Below are 18,952 nucleotides of genomic sequence, written 5' to 3'. Positions count from 1 at the left end.
AGTCAAAAGCGATAGCTTGAACGAAGTGAAAGCAGCGCCTTGAGACGCGAGCTGGCAGTAAAGGCTTATAGCCGCAGAGAAAACCGCGCTTTTTAAACGCGGTTTTTATTTGTGCAAAAATAGCTAGTTAATTGTAATGCATATCAGATATCGTTCCAATTCCTTTTGTGTTTACCTTATGACGATGTTTCAAAAACTGTGAAGGAAGTCGTAGAAGATGGTTAAATACACCATATATTTTGGTATTGCAGGATATAAAATATAGTGGGATGCGAAAACAAGCTAAAAAAAGATAGCCAAGAATCAATTCGCATTGATAGACATGTGAATAGAAAGATGAGGCGTGTATGACACAACGAAGTATCTGGTGTAAAACTGGAGATACTACTCGTATGTATCGGTCATAATCTAAGAGGATATCACACTCGAAAACTAGAATTTCAGAAAAACAACAAATTAAACTAAGGTTCTAGGAGTTAAAAAAATAATAAGATAAAAAGAAAGGAGCTAAACTCCATAAGTAATAAAAATTACTTATGGAGTTTAGCTCCTTTTTAAATCGTTACGACTTGAATGTTTTGATTGTTTAGTTCTTGAACATAAGAAGAATCAATAGAATGATCAGTTATAACAGTTTTTATTTTATCTTTTAAATTTAATGGTACAACACCACGCTTAGAAAATTTATCGCTTTCTGTTAGCACGATTATTTGTTCGGCTTGATGCGACATATCACGTACGGCTTGTGCTCGCATTTGATCACGATTTGAAAAGCCAATTCTAGAATCATATCCATCTGTACCGATGAAAAAATAATCGACAAAAAAGTTGGATACACATTCTTGAACCATAGGACCTACCATAACTTGTGAATCTTGTTGATAAATTCCACCTAAAAGAATAATTTGAAAATTTGATTTTCCACGAATATATTCTGCGATAAAAGCACTATTAGTGATAATTGTTAAGTCTTTATGAAGTTGTGTTAACGTATCCGCTAAAAGTGCACAACAACTACCACTTTCAATCATAATTGTATCGCCTTCATTAACAAGTTCAGTAGCTTTTAAAGCTATTTTTTTCTTTTCTTCATAATGATACGCGATTCTACCATTGATATCATCTGTGCTACATAACACAGCATGCCCATGTTCACGCTTGATGATTCCTTTAGCTTCCAATGCATCCAAATCTTTGCGGATAGTTACTTGTGAAACACCTAGGTGTTCAGCGAGTTGAGAAACCTCGATTCTCTTTTCAGATGTCAGTAATTCTAATATTTTATTTGTTCTATTTTTCATTTACGTTGATTCCTATCATTTTGTTTATATAATAAGTGTTTTTGATTTCAAATGAAAGTTAAATTTAGAAAAAAGCGTTAATGTTATTTTCTTTAAATATATTTAAATACTCTTTTAAATCTTCTGGATGATATGAAGGAACATTTTCATAATCGTATTTTATATTTAAAAGATGATATTTATTTTCTCCAAATTGATGGAACGGTAGAAGTTGACACTTGTTTATTCCAATGTTGTGAAGTGTTTTTGAAAATTCTTTTGCGTCATCCAAAGAATCGTTGAAACCAGGTATAACAGGGATTCGCACAAGAACTGTTTTGCTATTGGCGATGGCATGTTTCATGTTCAGCAATGGTAACTTATTAGAAACACCTGTACCTTCTATATGTTTATCTGTGTTCCAGTGTTTCATATCAAAAAGAATGTAATCTACATATTCCATGACGTGATCAAATGTGTCCTCTGTCGCAAAACCGGTTGTTTCACAACACGTATGAATTCCTTCTTCTTTAGCGGCTAAGAGAAGTTCTCTTGAAAACTCAGGTTGAAGTAAAAGCTCACCTCCAGAAAGTGTTAGACCACCACCACTTTCTTCATAGAAGGCTTGATCTTGTAAAACAATTTTAAGCACTTCTTCCACAGATTTTTGTTCGCCTTGTGCACTTAATGCGTTTCTTGGACATTCATATACACATTTCTTACATCCACTACACTGACTATGGTTGATTTTGACGGATTTATCAATTATTTTCATAGCGTTTTTTGGACAGGTTTCAATGCAATGATGACAATTTATACATTTATTTTGATCCCAAAGAATTTGTGCTTGTATAAGCTGACTTTCTGGATTTGCACACCACTTACAACGAAGAGGACATCCCTTTAGAAAAACGGTAGTACGAATTCCCGGACCGTCATTTACACTGAATTTTTGAATGTTAAAAATAATTCCTGTTGTATTTCGATTTGTTGTTGTCATTTTAATTTCCTCATATAGAGTATAAACATTTCAAAGAAGAAAAGCAATGGCTATAGTTACAAATGAAAGTATAAAACATTTTAAATGAAATTAAAGTTGACATGAAATGCGTGTAATGCTATTTTTAAATTGCGAATAAAAGAATCTAAAATTACGAATGAAATGTAATGGGAGGACGGATATGGAAAATGTAGAACATTTTGGAACATTGACAGAACGAATGAAAGAATTTCGAGAAGAAGTTTTAGATGAAAAACCTTATATCGATGCACAACGTGCAATTCTAGCAACTCTTGCTTACAAAGAAAATTTAAATCAACCACGAGTGATGGTTCGAGCTAAAATGCTAGAAAAAGTTCTTGATCATATGAGTATATATATTGAAGACAAATCTCTTTTAGCAGGAAATCAGGCAACTAAGAACCGTAACGCTCCTATTTTTCCTGAGTATACTATGGAATTTGTTATGAATGAATTGAATCAGTTTGAGAAAAGGGATGGGGACGTATTCTATATCACTGAAAAGACCAAGGAACAACTTAGAGAAATAGCGCCATTCTGGCAGAATAACAATTTGCGTGCAAGAGGAGAAGCTCTTCTTCCTGAAGAAGTTCGTGTCTTTATGGAAACAGGTGTATTTGGAATGGAAGGTAAGTTAAATGCAGGAGATGCGCATTTGGCGGTGAACTATGAGCGTATTTTGAAGGATGGATTAAGAGGATACGAAAAGCGTGTAAAAGAATATAAAGCTACTCTTGATTTGACGGATCCTGAAAGTATAGATAAGTATTGTTTCTATAATGCAGTTCTTATAGTACTGGAAGCGGTGCGTAATTTTGCGAATCGTTACAGCGTTCTTGCAAAGGATTTAGCAGAAAAAGAATTGAATCAAGAAAGAAAGATTGAATTATTAGAGATCAGTAGAATTTGTTCAAAAGTTCCATATGAACCAGCAGAAACATTTCAAGAAGCGGTACAATCCGTATGGTTTATTCAATTGATTTTACAAATTGAATCCAACGGACACTCTTTGAGTTATGGCAGATTCGATCAATATATGTATCCATATTATGATCGAGATATTAAAAATGGTACTATTAAAGAATCTGAAGCCTTGGAATTGTTGACATGCTTGTGGATAAAGACACTTACAATCAATAAAGTTCGTTCTCAAGCACATACGTTGAGTTCGGCAGGGTCTCCTATGTATCAAAATGTAACGATTGCAGGCCAAACAATAGATAAAAAGGATGCAGTCAATGATTTGAGCTTTTTAGTTTTGAAATCTGTTGCACAGACAAGATTGACACAACCAAATTTAACTGTGCGCTATCACAAGAATATCAATAAACATTTTTTGGATGAATGTGTAGAGGTTATGCGTTTAGGATTTGGAATGCCAGCATTAAACAATGACGAAATTATAATTCCTTCATTTATGGACTGGCAAGTTAAAGAAGAGGATGCCTATAATTATAGTGCCATAGGTTGTGTAGTGTGATTTTCCATTTAATCAGTTCTCTTCGTTAATCAGTTCTCTTTAAATGGGATATTTTCCATTTAATCAGTTCTGTTCGTGATTTTAATTAGTTCTGTTCGTAATTTTAATCAGTTTTGTTCAGAGATTTAATTAGTTCTCTTCGAGAGATTTAATTAGTTCTGTTCGTGTGATTTTCCATTTAATCATGTCCGTTTTAGAATTTGATTACTTCTAAGTTGGAATTACAGGAGGGAATAATGTATAAATCAAAACGTAGCCTCAAAGTATATGAGGCACCACTTGGTTTAAATAGTAAGCAGCAGATTCCGAGAATTCAGCTTCAGGGCCAGTGGCTAAAAGCACTTGGATATCATGTGGGTGATAAGATTGATGTTCAGTGTACTAATGACACGATCATCATCAATAAAGTGAAGACTATATAAAATAAGCGTCGGCCAATGAGTCGGCGCTTTTGTTTATAAAGTATTATTGTGCCTTACTGAATATCCAGTTATAATAGCAAATACAATAGCCAAGGAGGTTTATATATGAAAACAAAACAAATTTTAATGGCAGGAGCATTGGCTCTAAGTATGGTGTTATCTGGTGGCATGTTGACTGGATGTTCTAATTCTTCAAACACAAAAGATACAAAGACATCCGAAGTCACTAAGAAAAAAGAAGTAAAATCAATTGGTCAAAAAACCAAGGATTCAAAATCTTTGAAGATTACAAACAGTACTGGAAAGAAGATCACTGTATTTGAAACGAAATCAAGTACAGAAGAAAGTTTCAGTGATAACTTGTTGGAAGATGGAGACGCTGTGAAAAACAAAGAAGAACGTACTTTGTACTACACGGTCAAAGAAAACGATAAACTGGACGTAAAAGTAGGATTACAGGATCAGGATAAATCATTTGTATTCAAAGATGTAGATACTACAGATGTCAAAAAAGTGGATATTTCTTTAAAGGATGATAAAGTCAGTCTAGATGTAACGAAAAAAGATGGCAGTACTGCCACTTTGACACCATCTGAAGATTCTGCAAAGACAGAGGAAGAAAAGAAAGATGAGCAGGAAGTAAAACAAGAAGAAAAGAAAGAGGAGAAGAAGGAAGAAACTGCAAAAGCCGATTCTTCAAACAAATCGAATACTTCTGAATCAAAGAAAAATAACACAGCATCGACTACAAATACTAGCTCGAATAAGAATAACACATCTAGTTCTTCTAAGCCTAACAACAGTAGCAATAACTCTGGTACGTCAAAGCCATCGAATAACAGCAGTTCAAATTCAAACAGTTCTAAACCAGCCGAACATACACATAACTGGGTTGCACAGTATAAGACAGTTAACGTGCCTGAAAAAGGACATAACGAGCAGGTCTTGGTGCAGGCTGCTTATGATGAACAGGTTCCAATTACTGAAATGAAGGCGTATTCGATTTGTTCAACATGTGGTGCAGATATTACAGGAAATACGTCCGCTCATGTGAAAAATCATGTGATGATAGGTGATGATAAAGGGGGGTATTATACTGAATGGCGTGAAACAGTAGTGGGATATAATACGGTTCATCACGATGCGGTGTACGAAACAAGATACGTTGTGGATTCACCTGCAACCACAAAACAGGAATTGACTGGCTACAAGTGCAGTAGCTGTGGAAAAACGAAAGCTAACTAAATATAGATAAAAAGGCAGAATATAGGAACTCAGATTGAGTACCTTTTCTGTTTTTCACACGCAATAAAACGGGGAGTACCCATACTATTGCACCAAAAGAAAGTAGTTATAAGAAAGGGTGGCGAAATATGAACAGATACAGTTTATTTAATGTACCTTAAATTAAATTGAAATAATATCAATATTTTTCCTTTCAGAATATTGATAGTACGAAACACTCAAAAAATCAAGATTTCTAACGTTAGAGATTTTTATAAGGGATAGAGATAGAAATAAATAAAGGGGAAATAAATGAATTAAGATAGTTTGCCAGGACCTGTTGAAAGAGGAACTTCATTTTGCCGGGTTGTTTGATAATTTACAGATTGTCTCGCTTCTTATGGATTTGGAAAGTCTTTTATAGGAGGTAGATTAATATGCCAAGACAGAAAAAAGATGCAAAAATCCTTAATATCAAACTAGCAAGAGAGATTAGCGATCAGCTGGAACAGTTTTGCGAAGAATCAGGAATATCTAAAACTGTAGCGACAGAAAAAATTCTATCGAAGTATTTTGAGGAATATTTCAGTAGACCAGAAGAAGAGCGTACACTTTTCAAATAAGAATATTAAAAAATGCCCACAGGCCGAATAAGCTTGTGGGTATTTTTATGCCTAAATAGAACATGTATGTAAGATTTCTTTTGAGTTGCAATTGGGAAAAAGCGCGGATTTACAGGCAAAATTACAACATTCAGTTTGAGGCTGTATGAGAAACGAAACGTGTTGTCTGATTCTGACATATAGAGTATGCCAAAGTAATTTATCCCTAAAAATAGGGACAAATTTAGGTATAACTGTAAACCATAGATTCAAAAAGGAGGAAACACATGGAGAAAATTGAATTCACAAACCCGGAGAGCAAGGAACTTAACGAAGAAGTAAGGAACTACCTTGAATTGATGAGGGATACGGAAGCCCTTATTGGTGACGGGATGGAGAAGCTGAAAGGGGCCAATTGGGCAAAGCTTTGGAGCAGCCTTGACAAGTTGGTTTTTTATCCGAAGACATACGAAGGAAATTTGGCTATTTTCAGAACTCGATACGACATTCGATACGTAAGCTTATTTACGAAACCAGCGTTTTGCTGTGATCAGGAAGCAGACTTTAAGTTGGGCGGCATCCTTAGATCATGGCTTGATGATGGTCAGAAACGTGGCTATTCGCTTCTTATTAACACGACCATCAATGAATATTGGGGACATGGCATTTTTATCGATCCGGATACAGGGCATATTGCGCCTGTGATGACGGATTATGATGCGGAGCACCGTACTTATACATTATATTGATCAGCATCGATCTCGTCCGAATCTGGGAACATTTTCCTGTATTCATCAACTAATTTTCGAAATATGTAACGAGTAATGGGTTTATTATCCGGAAGCTTACCTACCAATAATTTCATCGCTTGGCGTTCAGTGATCTTGTGCAGGCAATATTGTTCTATGACATCAAATTCTTTTCGCTGTAAGCTCATTAGTGATATACGGCGTTTCGGTCTTCCAGAAGCTTTCCTGTGACCAGGAAGCTGCTCGATAGGCTGCGACTGACGGTAGTTATAGATTTGGCTAAGTGTTCCGGATAATAGCTCATGGTCGTGGGTATCATCTTTGTCGTCATATTCAAGTGATGGGATTCGCAGGTGGATCTGTTTGTCTTGAAGGAGTTTTAGCGTTTTTTGTATTTTGGGCAAGGTGCCGCCAAGTACATAAATATTTGCTACATATAACGTATCGCCACTTTGAATAGGGCGACGTGGTGAAATATCGCCCTTAAGTGTGTCGCTGTCCGAATAGACGGAATGGGTCACGCCACAACATTTTATGTAGAAGTAGTTGTATTCTGAGCCGAGCCAGTAATTTGTATCTGGCAAATGTTTGCGCGCTATTTCGTATTGTTCGTTTATATTTTCAATTCGTGTATTACGAAACAGCCACCACTCGCTCATGGCACAGCCTCCTCTCATTTGTAATGGTTACTAGTACTAACCAACACATTATATCATATTATTTAAAAATGTTGTCCGAAAATTAGAAGTTTCAAAAAAATAAAATAAAACCGCATAAATACAGTATTAGTAGATGAATTTTTGTCTGAAAAATATTTGAAAATAGTCGTTTATTTGTATGTGAAAATAAAAGCACATGAGAAATCAAGCATATTAATTGCGAAGGCGAAAACAAAAATAAACAGGAAGGAGAAATAATTGAAATCACATAAACGAAAAATCGAAGAAGGGCGTTGTCAGGGATACGGGAAAGACTATACCCCATTTATTCTGGTCAGAGAATATAAGGGGCGGGGTACAGCATCAGTCATCTGGGATCCCTTTGAAGAAAGATTGATCCACTGCCTGTCGCAGACAGAAGTTGCGGTGTATGAAACAATCCGCTGGCAGGACAATGTGGAACATATCCGCGAACAATATCTTTTAGATACAGATAGGATGAATGCCATTGCAGAAGAACTTGGGATGAAGAAAGCTCCATGGTGGACCACGGATTTTCTGGTAGATTACGATGATGGAAGCAAGACGGCGTTCTCAGTCAAATACGACAGAAGCGCATTTGATCCGAATAAACGTACCTACCGTGGAAAAGAATCAAGGCTGCACAATCTGGTAATGCGTCAGAGAGCAGAACAGATCTATTGGGAATCTCAGAAAGTGAGGTTTAAGCTGGTAACGAACGAAGATATTAATCAGGTGCTTGTGTGGAATGTAAAAAGCGTCATGAGCTATTACGAATCATTTAAGGTGATCAGCAAAGAACAGAAACTGAAATATCTGATTGCACATAAATATGTATATATTCCGATGGATAAACAGATTTTGGATTTCCATGAGATTGTAGAGCGCGCTGGTTTCGACATTGATGAGCTGTATAAGCGAGTATTAGTGGCACGTGACCTTCATGAAGAAATTACAGAAAGGAGAGAACATAATGGAAGAATTAAAAAATAACGAAACATCCGAAAAGAAAGAGACAATAGAACCGCTGGAAGTTATCACTCTTGAAGGCGATGAAAATCAGGTGGCTGAAGAAAAAATGGATTCACCTGTTATCAGAAGAGGTGATATTTACAGTTTCGAAGACCAGGAATGGAGAGTTTTCGATGTGAGAGATAAAAATGTTAATCTGATTAACCTTAAAAATAACAAATTAAGGCTGAAAAATACTACGGATCTTATTACAGCAATTGAAAACAGAGAGTGTGTGAAGATAAAAGAAAAAACAGAATCGTCTTTTTCAATTCCACCAGAAGAAATGGAGACAATCAATCACCGTGCAGAAGTAATGGAAGCTATCTTGAGAAAGGAATATCCGCTTACAACTCGCTTGCGTATGAATCATGATAGTGAAGCAATTATTCTTGGTGTCACAAGAAGGTATTTGAGTATGCTGTTTTATACTTACCTTCGTTCTGGCCGCAATAAATTCAGCCTTGTGGACCAGCGTAAGAATAATAGCAGACCAAAGAATAGTCATTCAAAAGACTACGAGAATCCAAAGAATGACGTTGACGAAATCCTCAAATACGGTCTTAAGATGTTCGTAAAGTATGGAAAACCAGGACAAGCATATGACGCAGTTCTGCGCCGGTATTTTCGCGAACCGGTCGAGGCACCAGATGGTTCTTCTGTCAAGATGGTAACACTTCCAGAAGAGGAAAGATCAGTATCATACAAGATGCTCTACAACTATATCAGAAAGCATACAGAAGACTATTCCTGCAAGGGAAAAGATGAGAGAGACAAACAGAACAATGACAGACAGTTGGTTGGAAACAGCAAAACCGGAGTCTATGAATTGGGACAGATTGTTGAAGCAGATGAGATGGAGCTTGGCTGTTATGTAGTCGACCAGAATGATGGAGAAACTGTTCTTGGAAAAGCTGTCGTATACTGTATGGTCGAAGTATTGAGTGGAATCTGCATCGGTGCATATGTAAGTCTTGAAAATAACAGTATGCGTGGCTTTCAGCAGGTGTTTCTGTCACTCCTGGAACCGCATAAGAACCAGACGAAAGGCTATAACATTGACTATGATGAGGAAGACTGGCCGTCCATGATCGTACCAAACGAGATCCGTTGTGACCGGGGCTCAGAGTATATGTCCAAGGCATATAGCAAAGCAATGGGGGAACTGGGCATCCGTAATACTCCGGTTCCACCCGGATGCGGTTCCTTAAAGGGGGTTGTCGAATCCTTCAACGGACTGGTTCAGACCTATTTAAAAGCACAGTTAAAGAATAACGGATATGTAGAAGACAAATACCGTGGTGGTGACCTGGCGAAAGGGGCTGCATGTCTGACACTGGAAGAAATAAGAGGACTGGTCTACCAATCAGTGATTCTGTATAACCGCCGTGTTTTTGAGGGACTCATTGATAAGAAGTATGTGGATAACAATGTATCACCAACACCGAAAGGGATTTTCGCATACGAAAAAGCTCATGGTAGAGCAGGAGATCCAACCAATGTAAATGATGCAACAAGACCAGCCTATCTGTTTGCAATGCTGGCAAAGGAAGAAGAAAAAAGAAAATTTACATGGAACCGCAGGAAAGGTATCGTGTACACCTTCTATAAGACGGAACTGCGTTTTTATTCGCAGGAACCATGGTTCTTGGATATTTTAAAAGATGAACCACATCCGGAAGATATTGAGGTCAGATACAATGTGGACGATATCAGGAATGTCTATATCAGATATAAGAAAGAGATCCACAGAGTACCTCTTGCAGAAAAGATTGAACAGCAGTATACATACGCAGACTTAACCTGGGACGAATACGACGAGTGTATCCGCAAAAAGAGGGACTCAAAGGTAATGAAAGAAGCAAAACAGGTATATCTGGACACGAAACTGAATTTGCAGGATACGGTAGAGAAACAGGCAGAAATGGCAAAAGCCCTGAATCCAAAGAAGAAGAAAAAATACGGCAAAGCGCATCCGGAGGATAAAACAGCCAAGAAACAGGAAATGAGAAAAGATCCAGATGGAATTACGAAACGTTCTTATAGTTCCATTGATCCGGAACCTAAGAAAGAAACATTAACAAAGCAGCAGGAAGAGCTGGCAGCGATTGAGCATTTGAGAATCCCAGATGAAATGAGGACGATGGGAGACAGAAAACTCAGCCGAGAAGAAGAAATCAATCGTATCTTGGCACTGATAGAAGACGAAGTATAAGAAAGGAAGAAAACATGGAGAGACTGAAATGTAATTTAACATTCCGTGAACTTAGAAAAGATGAAAATCTTTATGATGATGTAGACCTGACCGCGGGGAGCATGGTAGATGCGCAGTACCGCAGAGTCGCCGGATATGAAGATAATCCTGATGTATGCGCATTGCCGAAGATGCCTTCGGTAAGGGATATCCTGGCTCTTGGAATGGTGAATCCTCCCGGATACGACAGAGAACAGGTAGAAAAAATGAGTACTGCTGAAAAATTAGCCGCAATAGAAGACATCGACATGGCAATGATTCCACTTGGAATTCATGTAGATGTAGCCCGTACAATCTGGAAGTTTTTGGACCGCAGATATAAAGGGGCTGACGTCATGATTTCCGCAAACGAAGATGAGAAAGCGTATGAAAAAGAAAGCTTTGGACGTGCTATCGTTCTGTATCAGAAGCTGGAGGCCCCAAGCCCGATTGGATTTCTGCTTCATGGGAAGACCGGATGCGGAAAGACTATGGCTGTGAACTTAGCGTGTCGCATGTATCCTAATGTAATCTATCATGAGTTTGAGGACTGCAGCTATGTACAGATCCCCATCGTCATGGTGACAGCGCTCAGAAAAGATATCAGAGACGTGTTTGAATCCATTGCCGCAGCATTTGACAGATTTCTGGATACCGGAGATTACCATAGAAGAAGGGCCGTTGGGGCCAAGAGTATCTCTGCAACAGAAGGGCTTGTAAAGAAATGGATCGAACTCTATCATGTCGGACTCATCATCGTAGATGAAGTACAGTTCCTTGATTTCTCGCCAAAAAAGAAGAACATCGAGGACATTGTAAGTATCACACAGGCAACCGGGGCACAGTTCGGACTCATTGGTAACGATGACGGATATAGAGCTATACTGGAATATGACAGGCTTAACAGGCGCGTAGCAAAAAACATTATCAATGCAGACGAGGTTACGAAGAATAATGTACGTTTGTTTGAGAATGCAATCAAGACACTTTGGAGATATCAGTTCGGGAACGTGGAAAGTCCGTTCACAACAGAAATTGAGGAACTTCTCATGTACCATTCATCCAGGAATATAGCACTCCTGAAATACATCGTGATTACTATACAGACGAAGGATGTAATCGAGAAGCGCATGGAGCCGATTGATGTGCCATTCATCGAGAAAACGATTGGGAGGGACATGGAGACACTCCGAAAACTGCTCGCTGATCCTGATGATCCGGAAGATGCACAGTATCACGAGTATATTACAAAGCTCTATGCAAGGCAGGCTAAAGAGGTCGCTACGGAAAATGACGAAGAAAAAGGAAGGCTGTTTGATATGATGGCGGCGGGCGAACTGACCAGGAAAAGAGAAGCGGTCCGCAGCAGAGCTTTCCAGTCAATCAGCGACACTTCAAATTATACTGAAACGCAGATCAACCGCGCAATCAGACAGGCAATCGATAAGGAACCGGATATCCTGGATCACCCTTCGAAGTTTCTTGCACAGAAGGCTATGGAAATATTGAAAAAGGCAAACGCAAAGGTGAAACGTAAAAATACCGCCACAGCTAATCAGGCGAAGAAAGGGAAAAGCGATGCAGCTGCGATTGACAGAGAGACAAGCCAGGGGCTTACAGCTTTGAAAAAAGCTATGAATGAGCAGGAAATATCCTCCGTTTCCAGTGAGAAGCGGGGATTGTAAAAAAGGAGAAGATTATGAGATTACCAAAGAGCATCCGAATAAGAATCTATGATGCTGTGAAGGCAGGCGTTGATGAGAAAGGCTGCTGGACCGCTTCCGAAGATGGATTCGAGGGCAGGACAATTACCAGGGAAGAAAGAAATATCCTGCAGGATCTGGTGAATCATGGGTATGTAAAGAGATGAAAGAAAGGGGTGTATACGATTGAACAAATACAGGTTTCCAATATGGTTTCGGATATATCCGGATGAGAACATTGTGTCATGGCTGGAAGCTTTGTTTTCAGTTAACGGAATGTCAAAAAAGGCTTTCTCTGTTACTTTAGAGGGAAGTACGGAATTGTTAGAGCTTGAGAATATCTGTAGAAAATATGAAGGTGATAAGTTTCCGACGCTGGAAGAGATTATGTCGAGGCACTCAGAATTCAGCACGATGATGCCGTTTCGTAATGAAAGCATGAATGTTCTTGTGGCAGAGCAGGTCATCCGGCAGGCGGAAGATTTTCATATGATTCCAGGCAATAAAAAGAATCATTGCAAAGTACTGAGGTGCTGTCCGGAATGCCTGGCTGAAGACATGGCAAACGGGAGACGTCCCTATATCAGAGCGTGGCATTCGCTCCATGGTGTAACAGCCTGTGCAAAGCATGGCTGCAGGTTACAGATTTACTCAATCTATGACAGCGATAAACCGGTTGTTCCAGCAGATGAAGAAAGCCTCCGGTATGCGAAATTCCTCTACCAGGTTTATCTGCATCAGCCAAAAGTCACGTTAGATGATATAAAAGACCTGCTTGCCGGTACGAAGACCGGACGATTGATACTGGACAGGCTGACAATTAACTGCATTATCAAAGCTTTCTGTGAAAAGTATGAGCCTGACGAGTTCATAGAGCGGATCAAAGGAAGAGAAAAAGAAGGATGTCAGATTGCAAGCAATACATGTCCGCACTGCGGGACGATTTACCATTCCTTCGGCCTGGCCAGGTCTTATGGATATGAATGTCCGATATGCGAGAGGAAATATGATGGCCTGGAGCTGCTGCAGAAAAGAATAGATCTTTCCTGGAACGGAGAATACGAGGTGACTGGATACGAGGATGAAGCTCATGTCAGAATCCGTCACCGACCATGCGGAAGGGAATATATACTGCCGCTGAATGCTCGTGGTCTTACAAAAAGACAGTTATGTGACAAGTGCAATTATAAGTATCGGGACAGAATCGGCAGGAAAGCCACAATGAATAGTGGTGAAACATGCAGGATTATTGCTTATCGGTCTTCGATGGATTTAGATGTAGAGTTTGAGGATGGAGCTATTGCCAAACACACGACTTATACGAATTTTAAGTTAGGAATGATCGGCCGTCCCGATGACACACCTGAAGAACAGGCAAAGCGCAGACTTGGAGAAAAGAGAACCATGAACTGCGGGCTTGAAGCTGAGATTATTCGGTATGGAGCTTATGCCGATATTGATGTTAGGTTTGAAGATGGCTATATTGCCAGGCATGCAGCATATAAAGAATTTTTAAACGGGTCCATCAGGCCTCCGATTGATCGTGTCGGAGAAACAGGTATTATGAACAATGGGCTCAAAGCTACAATTATTGCATATCGAAAACATATAGATATGGATGTTCTTTTTGAGGACGGTTCGGTTGCGGAGCATATTGATTACAAAAATTTTACGGAAGGGCGTGTTGCAAGGCCGCAGGACTCCAGAAGAAATAGAGGGAAGTTCCGTATCGGCGAAAAGAGAATTATGAAATGCGGACTTGAAGCAGAGATTATTTCGTATCGTAAAAGCGATGATATGGATGTGCGATTTCCTGATGGTGTGATTGTAAAGAATGTACAGTATACGAATTTCAAACGAGGGATGGTAGGGCATCCGTAAGATTAAGGCATTGGCGAAAGCTGGTGTCTTTTTTGCTGTATGGAAGAAATAAGTATTTGGGATATTCTGACATATATAGGGTAAGAACAAATGCAAAAAGCGAGGGATAACTTATGGTAGCAAAAATAGATAGAGTTGGCGAAACACGCGTGATGAACTGTGGTATGAAAGCCACTATCATTCGATATGGGGGATATAACGATATAGATGTTCGATTTGAAGATGGAGCTGTGGCGGAACATAAGACATATGGAGCATTTAAAAAGAGTGGAATCGCCAATTCAAACATTAAAGCTTCCGCAAAAAACCGTCTTGGAGAAACCTGGATGATGAATTGCGGTATGGAAGCTACTATTATTCGATACGGGAAGTATTCAGACATTGATATTCGTTTTGAAGATGGAAAAGTAGTAGTACATAAAAAGTATGATCAGTTTAAAAAAGGCGAAATAGCCAATCCAAACATGAAAGCTTCTGCTGAAAACCGTCTTGATGAAACCCGAATGATGAACTGTGGTATGAAAGCGACTATTATTCGATATGGTGGATGTAATGATATAGATGTTCGTTTTGAAGATGAAAAAGTAGTAGTACATAAAGCGTATGACCATTTTAAAAAAGGCGAAATAGCCAATCCAAACATTAAAGCTTCTGCAGTAAATCGTCTTGGTGAAACTCGAATGATGAACTGTGGTATGAAAGCGACTATTATTCGATATGGTGGATGTAATGATATAGATGTTCGTTTTGAGGGCGGAACTGTGGTGAAAGATAGACAATATAAAGATTTTAAAAAAGGGAAAATTGCCAATCAAAATTTCAATCCACGTCTTGGAGAAACCCAAATGATGAATTGTGGTATGAAAGCGACAATTATTCGATACAATGGGGTACGTGACATTGACGTTCGTTTTGAAGATGGGACTATTGTAGGGAGCAAAACATATAATGCATTCAAAAAAGGTAGTATCGCCAATCAAAACATCAAAACTTCCGCTGAAAATTGCCTTGGCGAAACCCGTATGATGAACTGTGGTATGGAAACAACAATTATTCGATACAATACAAGCAAAGATATTGACGTTCGTTTCGGAGATGGGACTGTGGTGAAATATAGAACGTATAACCAGTTTAAAAAAGGTGAAATTGCCCATCAATCACTCAGTCTAAATAACGGTTCCAAAGACTTCCACGGCTTTATCTGTAGACGAGGTTTTATAGATGAAGATCGAACCCTTTACGAATGTATCTGTAAACATTGTGGCTTAGAGGATGTTTTAACCCCTCAGGAAATGATGGAACATGAAAAATTAGAACATGGAGAGGGCAAATAAGCGTTTGGGATATTCTGACATATATAGGGTAAGAACAAATACATAAAAGCTAGACTTGGTGAAACTAAAATAATGAATTGCGGTATGGAAGCTACAATTATTCGATATAAAGTTCTGCCGTTTAGCGGGCCTTTTTTCTACGTCGCAGATTTTCTGACACATTATAAATGAAACATAGAAAAATTGGAGTCAGAAAAAGGAGGAAACAACTATGATTACAACATAACAACAAAAACGCTGGAAGGATTCTAATATTCTGTCAATCGTGAACTGGTTGACGATACAAATGATATTTTGTATGATAAGGATAAGAGGAATAAATATAAATCCAGTAGAATAGGGGAATCCCCGAAACATTAGATCAGGGATGCCTATGAGCTTTCCCTGATCGTTTTTTGCATCAGATTAGGGAAAGGATAACAATCTATGGGACAAAAAGACATAACAGAAAAACTTCTGGAAGACTATAATGACGTCTTCGCAGACATTGTCAATGTTCTTTTATTTCGCGGAAATCGGATCGTGAAAGAAGAATCATTGAAAGAAACAAAGGTAAAATCACAGTATAAAGCCGAGGCAGGCAAACTGCATGAACAGGAAAGGGATGTGGCTAAATATTGGCAGGATGGTAACGTTCTTGTTGCAATCTGCGGACTGGAAAACCAGACTGCAGAAGAGAAATATATGCCATTAAGAGTTTTTAGCTACGATGGAGCTTCTTACCGACGGCAGCTGTTGTCGGAAAATGATGAGAATCCCATTGTTCCGGTCGTGTCGTTGGTACTTCACTTTGGGATGAAAGAATGGTCATCACCTCATAATCTGAAAGGGGTTATTGATATTCCAAAGGAACTGGAGCCATATGTAAATGACTACAAGGCAAATATCTTTAACATTGCTTTTTTAGATGATGAAACGGTGCAGATGTTCCAAAGTGATTTTCGAATAGTTGCAGATTTCTTTGTTCAGAAAAGGAAAAACAAAGACTATGTGCCGGATGAGCACAAAATAAAGCATGTAGACGAAATGTTGAAACTTCTGCAGGTGCTGACCGGAGACGACAGGTATAATGTAAAATTTTCTGAAGCAGAAAAGAAGGAGGACATTAAGATGTGTGATGTAATGGAAAAAGCAGTAGCGGAAGAAAGAATCAATTCCATAAAGATTTTAGTATCTTCGCTTGAAGAGTTCGGCATTTCAAGTGAAGCTATTATTGAAAAAGTTATGGAAAAATTCAATTTTTCTCGTGACGAAGCAACAAAGTATGTGAATAAGTAAAAAATAAAGAGAGGCTTGCTGGTTGGCAGGCCTTTTTCTACATCGCAGATTTTCTGACACATTGATTTCCCCAACACATTGTGACAACTTATTTCAAAAGAGAGATAAGGTGTTCGTAAGATTAAGACACTGGCGAAAGCTGGTTTCTTTTTTTGTGAAAAAGCGAAAAATCAAATCGATATTCTGACATATATAGGGTAAGTGTTAATAACTCAATCATTTATATTGCTGTTGCAGGCAAAATTGATTGCAGAAATACATAGAAAGGAGATTATTTTATATGAGTAAAAGCAGAGGGCGTGGAGTATCCGGACGTACTCACACACAAGCACAGATTAATAATTATGCCAATCAGTATAATCCAAACAACAATGCATACAAGACTAACTTGAATAATCACGCAAACCAATGCAATCCAAATAATGGTCAATATGCTGGTCATGGCAATGACAATGAATAGGTTTTAATTATTTCAATCGTGCATAGGAGTCAAACGAGGCTTTTCTTTTATTAAGCTCCAACCAGTTATTTAACAACCAGCATTTACGGGCACATTGGTTAAGTACCTAATTTCAACCATTTTTTAAATACCCGAAGAAACAAAACAGCCTTCAGGAAAAGAAATCTGCTGCCGGGGTAAAAATCATACTAATTGCGGAAAATGTAAAATCGGTGGCATATTTAAAATTAATGTTTATTTCCATACAGGATTTAGGGAAAGGGAAGAGATTAATGGGAAAATTAAAACGATTTTATGCGGTTTTCGAGCATCTAAACGGAAGTGATTAATGGGGAAAATACATGTAGAAACAGCAGTTCCAGGTAAATGGGGTTACCGTTGTACGGGAATGTCTTATATCAATTTTCCAAGAATGCTTTTGTGTACGATGAATAACGGTGTGGATCTTACAAGTAATAAACGTTTTACAAAAGGATATGGCTATTTTACGGAAATGGAAAGTTATGAAGAACTTTTAAAAGCATGGGATAAAACAATAAGGGAAATTACTCGATATAGTGTTATTGTAGAAAATGTAATTGATAAAGCATCTGAAAGGGATGTGCCAGACATTCTTTGTTCGGCTTTGACAGATGATTGTATTGCCAGAGGCAAAACCATCAAAGAAGGTGGAGCGGTCTATGATTTTATTTCAGGACTTCAAGTAGGAATTGCGAACATGGCAGATTGTTTGGCAGCTATAAAGAAGTTAGTGTATGAAGAAAAGAAAATCACAAGACAAGAGCTTTGGAATGCGATCTTAGATGATTTTTCATCACCTGAAAACAAAAAAATTCAGGAAATGTTGATTCGTGAAGCCCCAAAATATGGAAATGATGATGATTATGTCGATCAGTTAATTGTGGAAGCTTATGATTCTTATATTGAAGAAATCGAAAAATATCCGAATACACGCTATAATAGAGGACCAATTGGCGGAATTCGTTATGCAGGAACTTCTTCAATTAGTGCGAATGTTGGACAAGGTATGTCAACGATGGCTACGCCGGATGGACGAAATGCATTCGAACCTTTGGCAGAAGGTTGCAGTCCAGCGCATAATAGCGATAAAAATGGACCTACAGCTGTGTTTAAAAGTGTGTCAAAGCTTCGTACAAATAAAATTACGGGTGGAGTTTTGCTAAATCAAAAAATGACACCTCAAATGTTGTCGACTGAAGAAAATCGACAAAAATTAGAATTGTTGATTAAAACCTTCTTTAATCGTTTACATGGATATCATGTGCAATATAACATTGTTTCTAAGGAAACTTTGATTGATGCACAGAAGCATCCTGAAAAACATAAGGATTTAATTGTTCGTGTAGCCGGATATAGTGCTTTCTTCAATGTGCTTTCTAAAAAGACGCAAGATGATATTATTGGTAGAACAGAACAATCTTTGATGTAAGAAAATGTAAATGATTTGAAAAATCTATTGAAAACGGATTTTATTAGGTGTATCCTATAGGCAACCGATGCGAAAGAGATCAAACTAAGAACCGGATACAAAGAGATTCTAGTCAGGGTGGAAGCTAGATTATTACGACTTAGC

General features: G+C 38.2%; 15 protein-coding genes and 2 pseudogenes. 14 read left to right on the top strand and 3 right to left on the bottom strand.

The genetic code is table 11. The annotated features are described in order from the left end of the window. Window positions 1-554: 554 nt before the first annotated feature. On the bottom strand, window positions 555-1,301 hold the full coding sequence (locus NE544_RS07330) for a DeoR/GlpR family DNA-binding transcription regulator (protein ID WP_256268879.1): 747 nt from the start codon (window positions 1,299-1,301) through the stop codon (window positions 555-557). 64 nt (window positions 1,302-1,365) lie between these two features. Further along, window positions 1,366-2,280: a glycyl-radical enzyme activating protein gene (locus NE544_RS07325; protein WP_256268878.1), complete on the bottom strand. Its 915-nt coding sequence runs from the start codon at window positions 2,278-2,280 to the stop codon at window positions 1,366-1,368. A 181-nt stretch (window positions 2,281-2,461) separates the two neighbouring features. Between NE544_RS07325 and NE544_RS07320 the strand changes: the two are divergent. The 5 genes and pseudogenes from NE544_RS07320 to NE544_RS07300 all read left to right on the top strand — a co-directional run. Next, window positions 2,462-3,775 (top strand): annotated as a pseudogene (locus tag NE544_RS07320) (pyruvate formate lyase family protein); the annotation flags it as partial. 242 nt (window positions 3,776-4,017) lie between these two features. After that, entirely contained in the window at window positions 4,018-4,203 is a 186-nt protein-coding gene (locus NE544_RS07315; RefSeq protein ID WP_117995711.1) for a SymE family type I addiction module toxin, read from the top strand. Window positions 4,204-4,308: 105 nt separating this feature from the next. Next, entirely contained in the window at window positions 4,309-5,448 is a 1,140-nt protein-coding gene (locus NE544_RS07310; RefSeq protein ID WP_256268876.1) for a hypothetical protein, read from the top strand. A 416-nt stretch (window positions 5,449-5,864) separates the two neighbouring features. After that, window positions 5,865-6,050 carry a hypothetical protein gene (locus NE544_RS07305; protein WP_256268875.1) on the top strand — a complete coding sequence of 62 codons (186 nt, stop codon included), beginning with the start codon at window positions 5,865-5,867 and terminating at the stop codon, window positions 6,048-6,050. 266 nt (window positions 6,051-6,316) lie between these two features. Then, window positions 6,317-6,778: a hypothetical protein gene (locus tag NE544_RS07300; protein WP_256268874.1), complete on the top strand. Its 462-nt coding sequence runs from the start codon at window positions 6,317-6,319 to the stop codon at window positions 6,776-6,778. Here the strand turns inward: NE544_RS07300 and NE544_RS07295 are convergent. Continuing rightward, on the bottom strand, window positions 6,763-7,437 hold the full coding sequence (locus NE544_RS07295) for a hypothetical protein (protein WP_256268873.1): 675 nt from the start codon (window positions 7,435-7,437) through the stop codon (window positions 6,763-6,765). The genes NE544_RS07300 and NE544_RS07295 overlap by 16 nt on opposite strands. A 258-nt stretch (window positions 7,438-7,695) precedes the next feature. On the opposite strand from NE544_RS07295, the gene NE544_RS07290 reads away from it, so the two are divergent. The 9 genes and pseudogenes from NE544_RS07290 to NE544_RS07250 all read left to right on the top strand — a co-directional run. Beyond that, complete coding sequence (locus tag NE544_RS07290) at window positions 7,696-8,451, top strand: TnsA endonuclease N-terminal domain-containing protein (RefSeq protein ID WP_006504776.1); 756 nt, start codon at window positions 7,696-7,698, stop codon at window positions 8,449-8,451. Next, a complete protein-coding gene (locus tag NE544_RS07285) occupies window positions 8,432-10,684 on the top strand; it encodes a transposase (protein WP_256268872.1) in 2,253 nt (750 codons plus the stop codon). Before NE544_RS07290 ends, NE544_RS07285 begins: the two co-directional genes overlap by 20 nt. 14 nt (window positions 10,685-10,698) lie before the next feature. Next, window positions 10,699-12,387: an AAA family ATPase gene (locus NE544_RS07280; protein ID WP_178413188.1), complete on the top strand. Its 1,689-nt coding sequence runs from the start codon at window positions 10,699-10,701 to the stop codon at window positions 12,385-12,387. Between the two features lie 14 nt (window positions 12,388-12,401). Continuing rightward, on the top strand, window positions 12,402-12,572 hold the full coding sequence (locus NE544_RS07275; protein WP_003865628.1) for a hypothetical protein: 171 nt from the start codon (window positions 12,402-12,404) through the stop codon (window positions 12,570-12,572). A 19-nt stretch (window positions 12,573-12,591) separates the two neighbouring features. Then, a complete protein-coding gene (locus tag NE544_RS07270; protein WP_256268871.1) occupies window positions 12,592-14,286 on the top strand; it encodes a TniQ family protein in 1,695 nt (564 codons plus the stop codon). A 113-nt stretch (window positions 14,287-14,399) separates the two neighbouring features. Next, on the top strand, window positions 14,400-15,620 hold the full coding sequence (locus NE544_RS07265) for a hypothetical protein (RefSeq protein WP_256268870.1): 1,221 nt from the start codon (window positions 14,400-14,402) through the stop codon (window positions 15,618-15,620). 426 nt (window positions 15,621-16,046) lie between these two features. Continuing rightward, window positions 16,047-16,898 carry an Rpn family recombination-promoting nuclease/putative transposase gene (locus NE544_RS07260; protein WP_256268869.1) on the top strand — a complete coding sequence of 284 codons (852 nt, stop codon included), beginning with the start codon at window positions 16,047-16,049 and terminating at the stop codon, window positions 16,896-16,898. A 280-nt stretch (window positions 16,899-17,178) separates the two neighbouring features. Next, on the top strand, window positions 17,179-17,358 hold the full coding sequence (locus NE544_RS07255) for a hypothetical protein (protein WP_256268868.1): 180 nt from the start codon (window positions 17,179-17,181) through the stop codon (window positions 17,356-17,358). A 343-nt stretch (window positions 17,359-17,701) separates the two neighbouring features. Beyond that, window positions 17,702-18,808: pseudogene (locus NE544_RS07250) on the top strand (pyruvate formate lyase family protein); the annotation flags it as partial. Window positions 18,809-18,952 lie beyond the last annotated feature (144 nt).

It is taken from the genome of Holdemanella sp. MSK.7.32, from assembly GCF_024460475.1.
Classification (GTDB): Bacteria; Bacillota_I; Bacilli_A; order Erysipelotrichales; family Erysipelotrichaceae; genus Holdemanella.
Note: the sequence above shows the minus strand (reverse complement) of the source record. Positions and strands in the feature narration are given on the sequence as shown.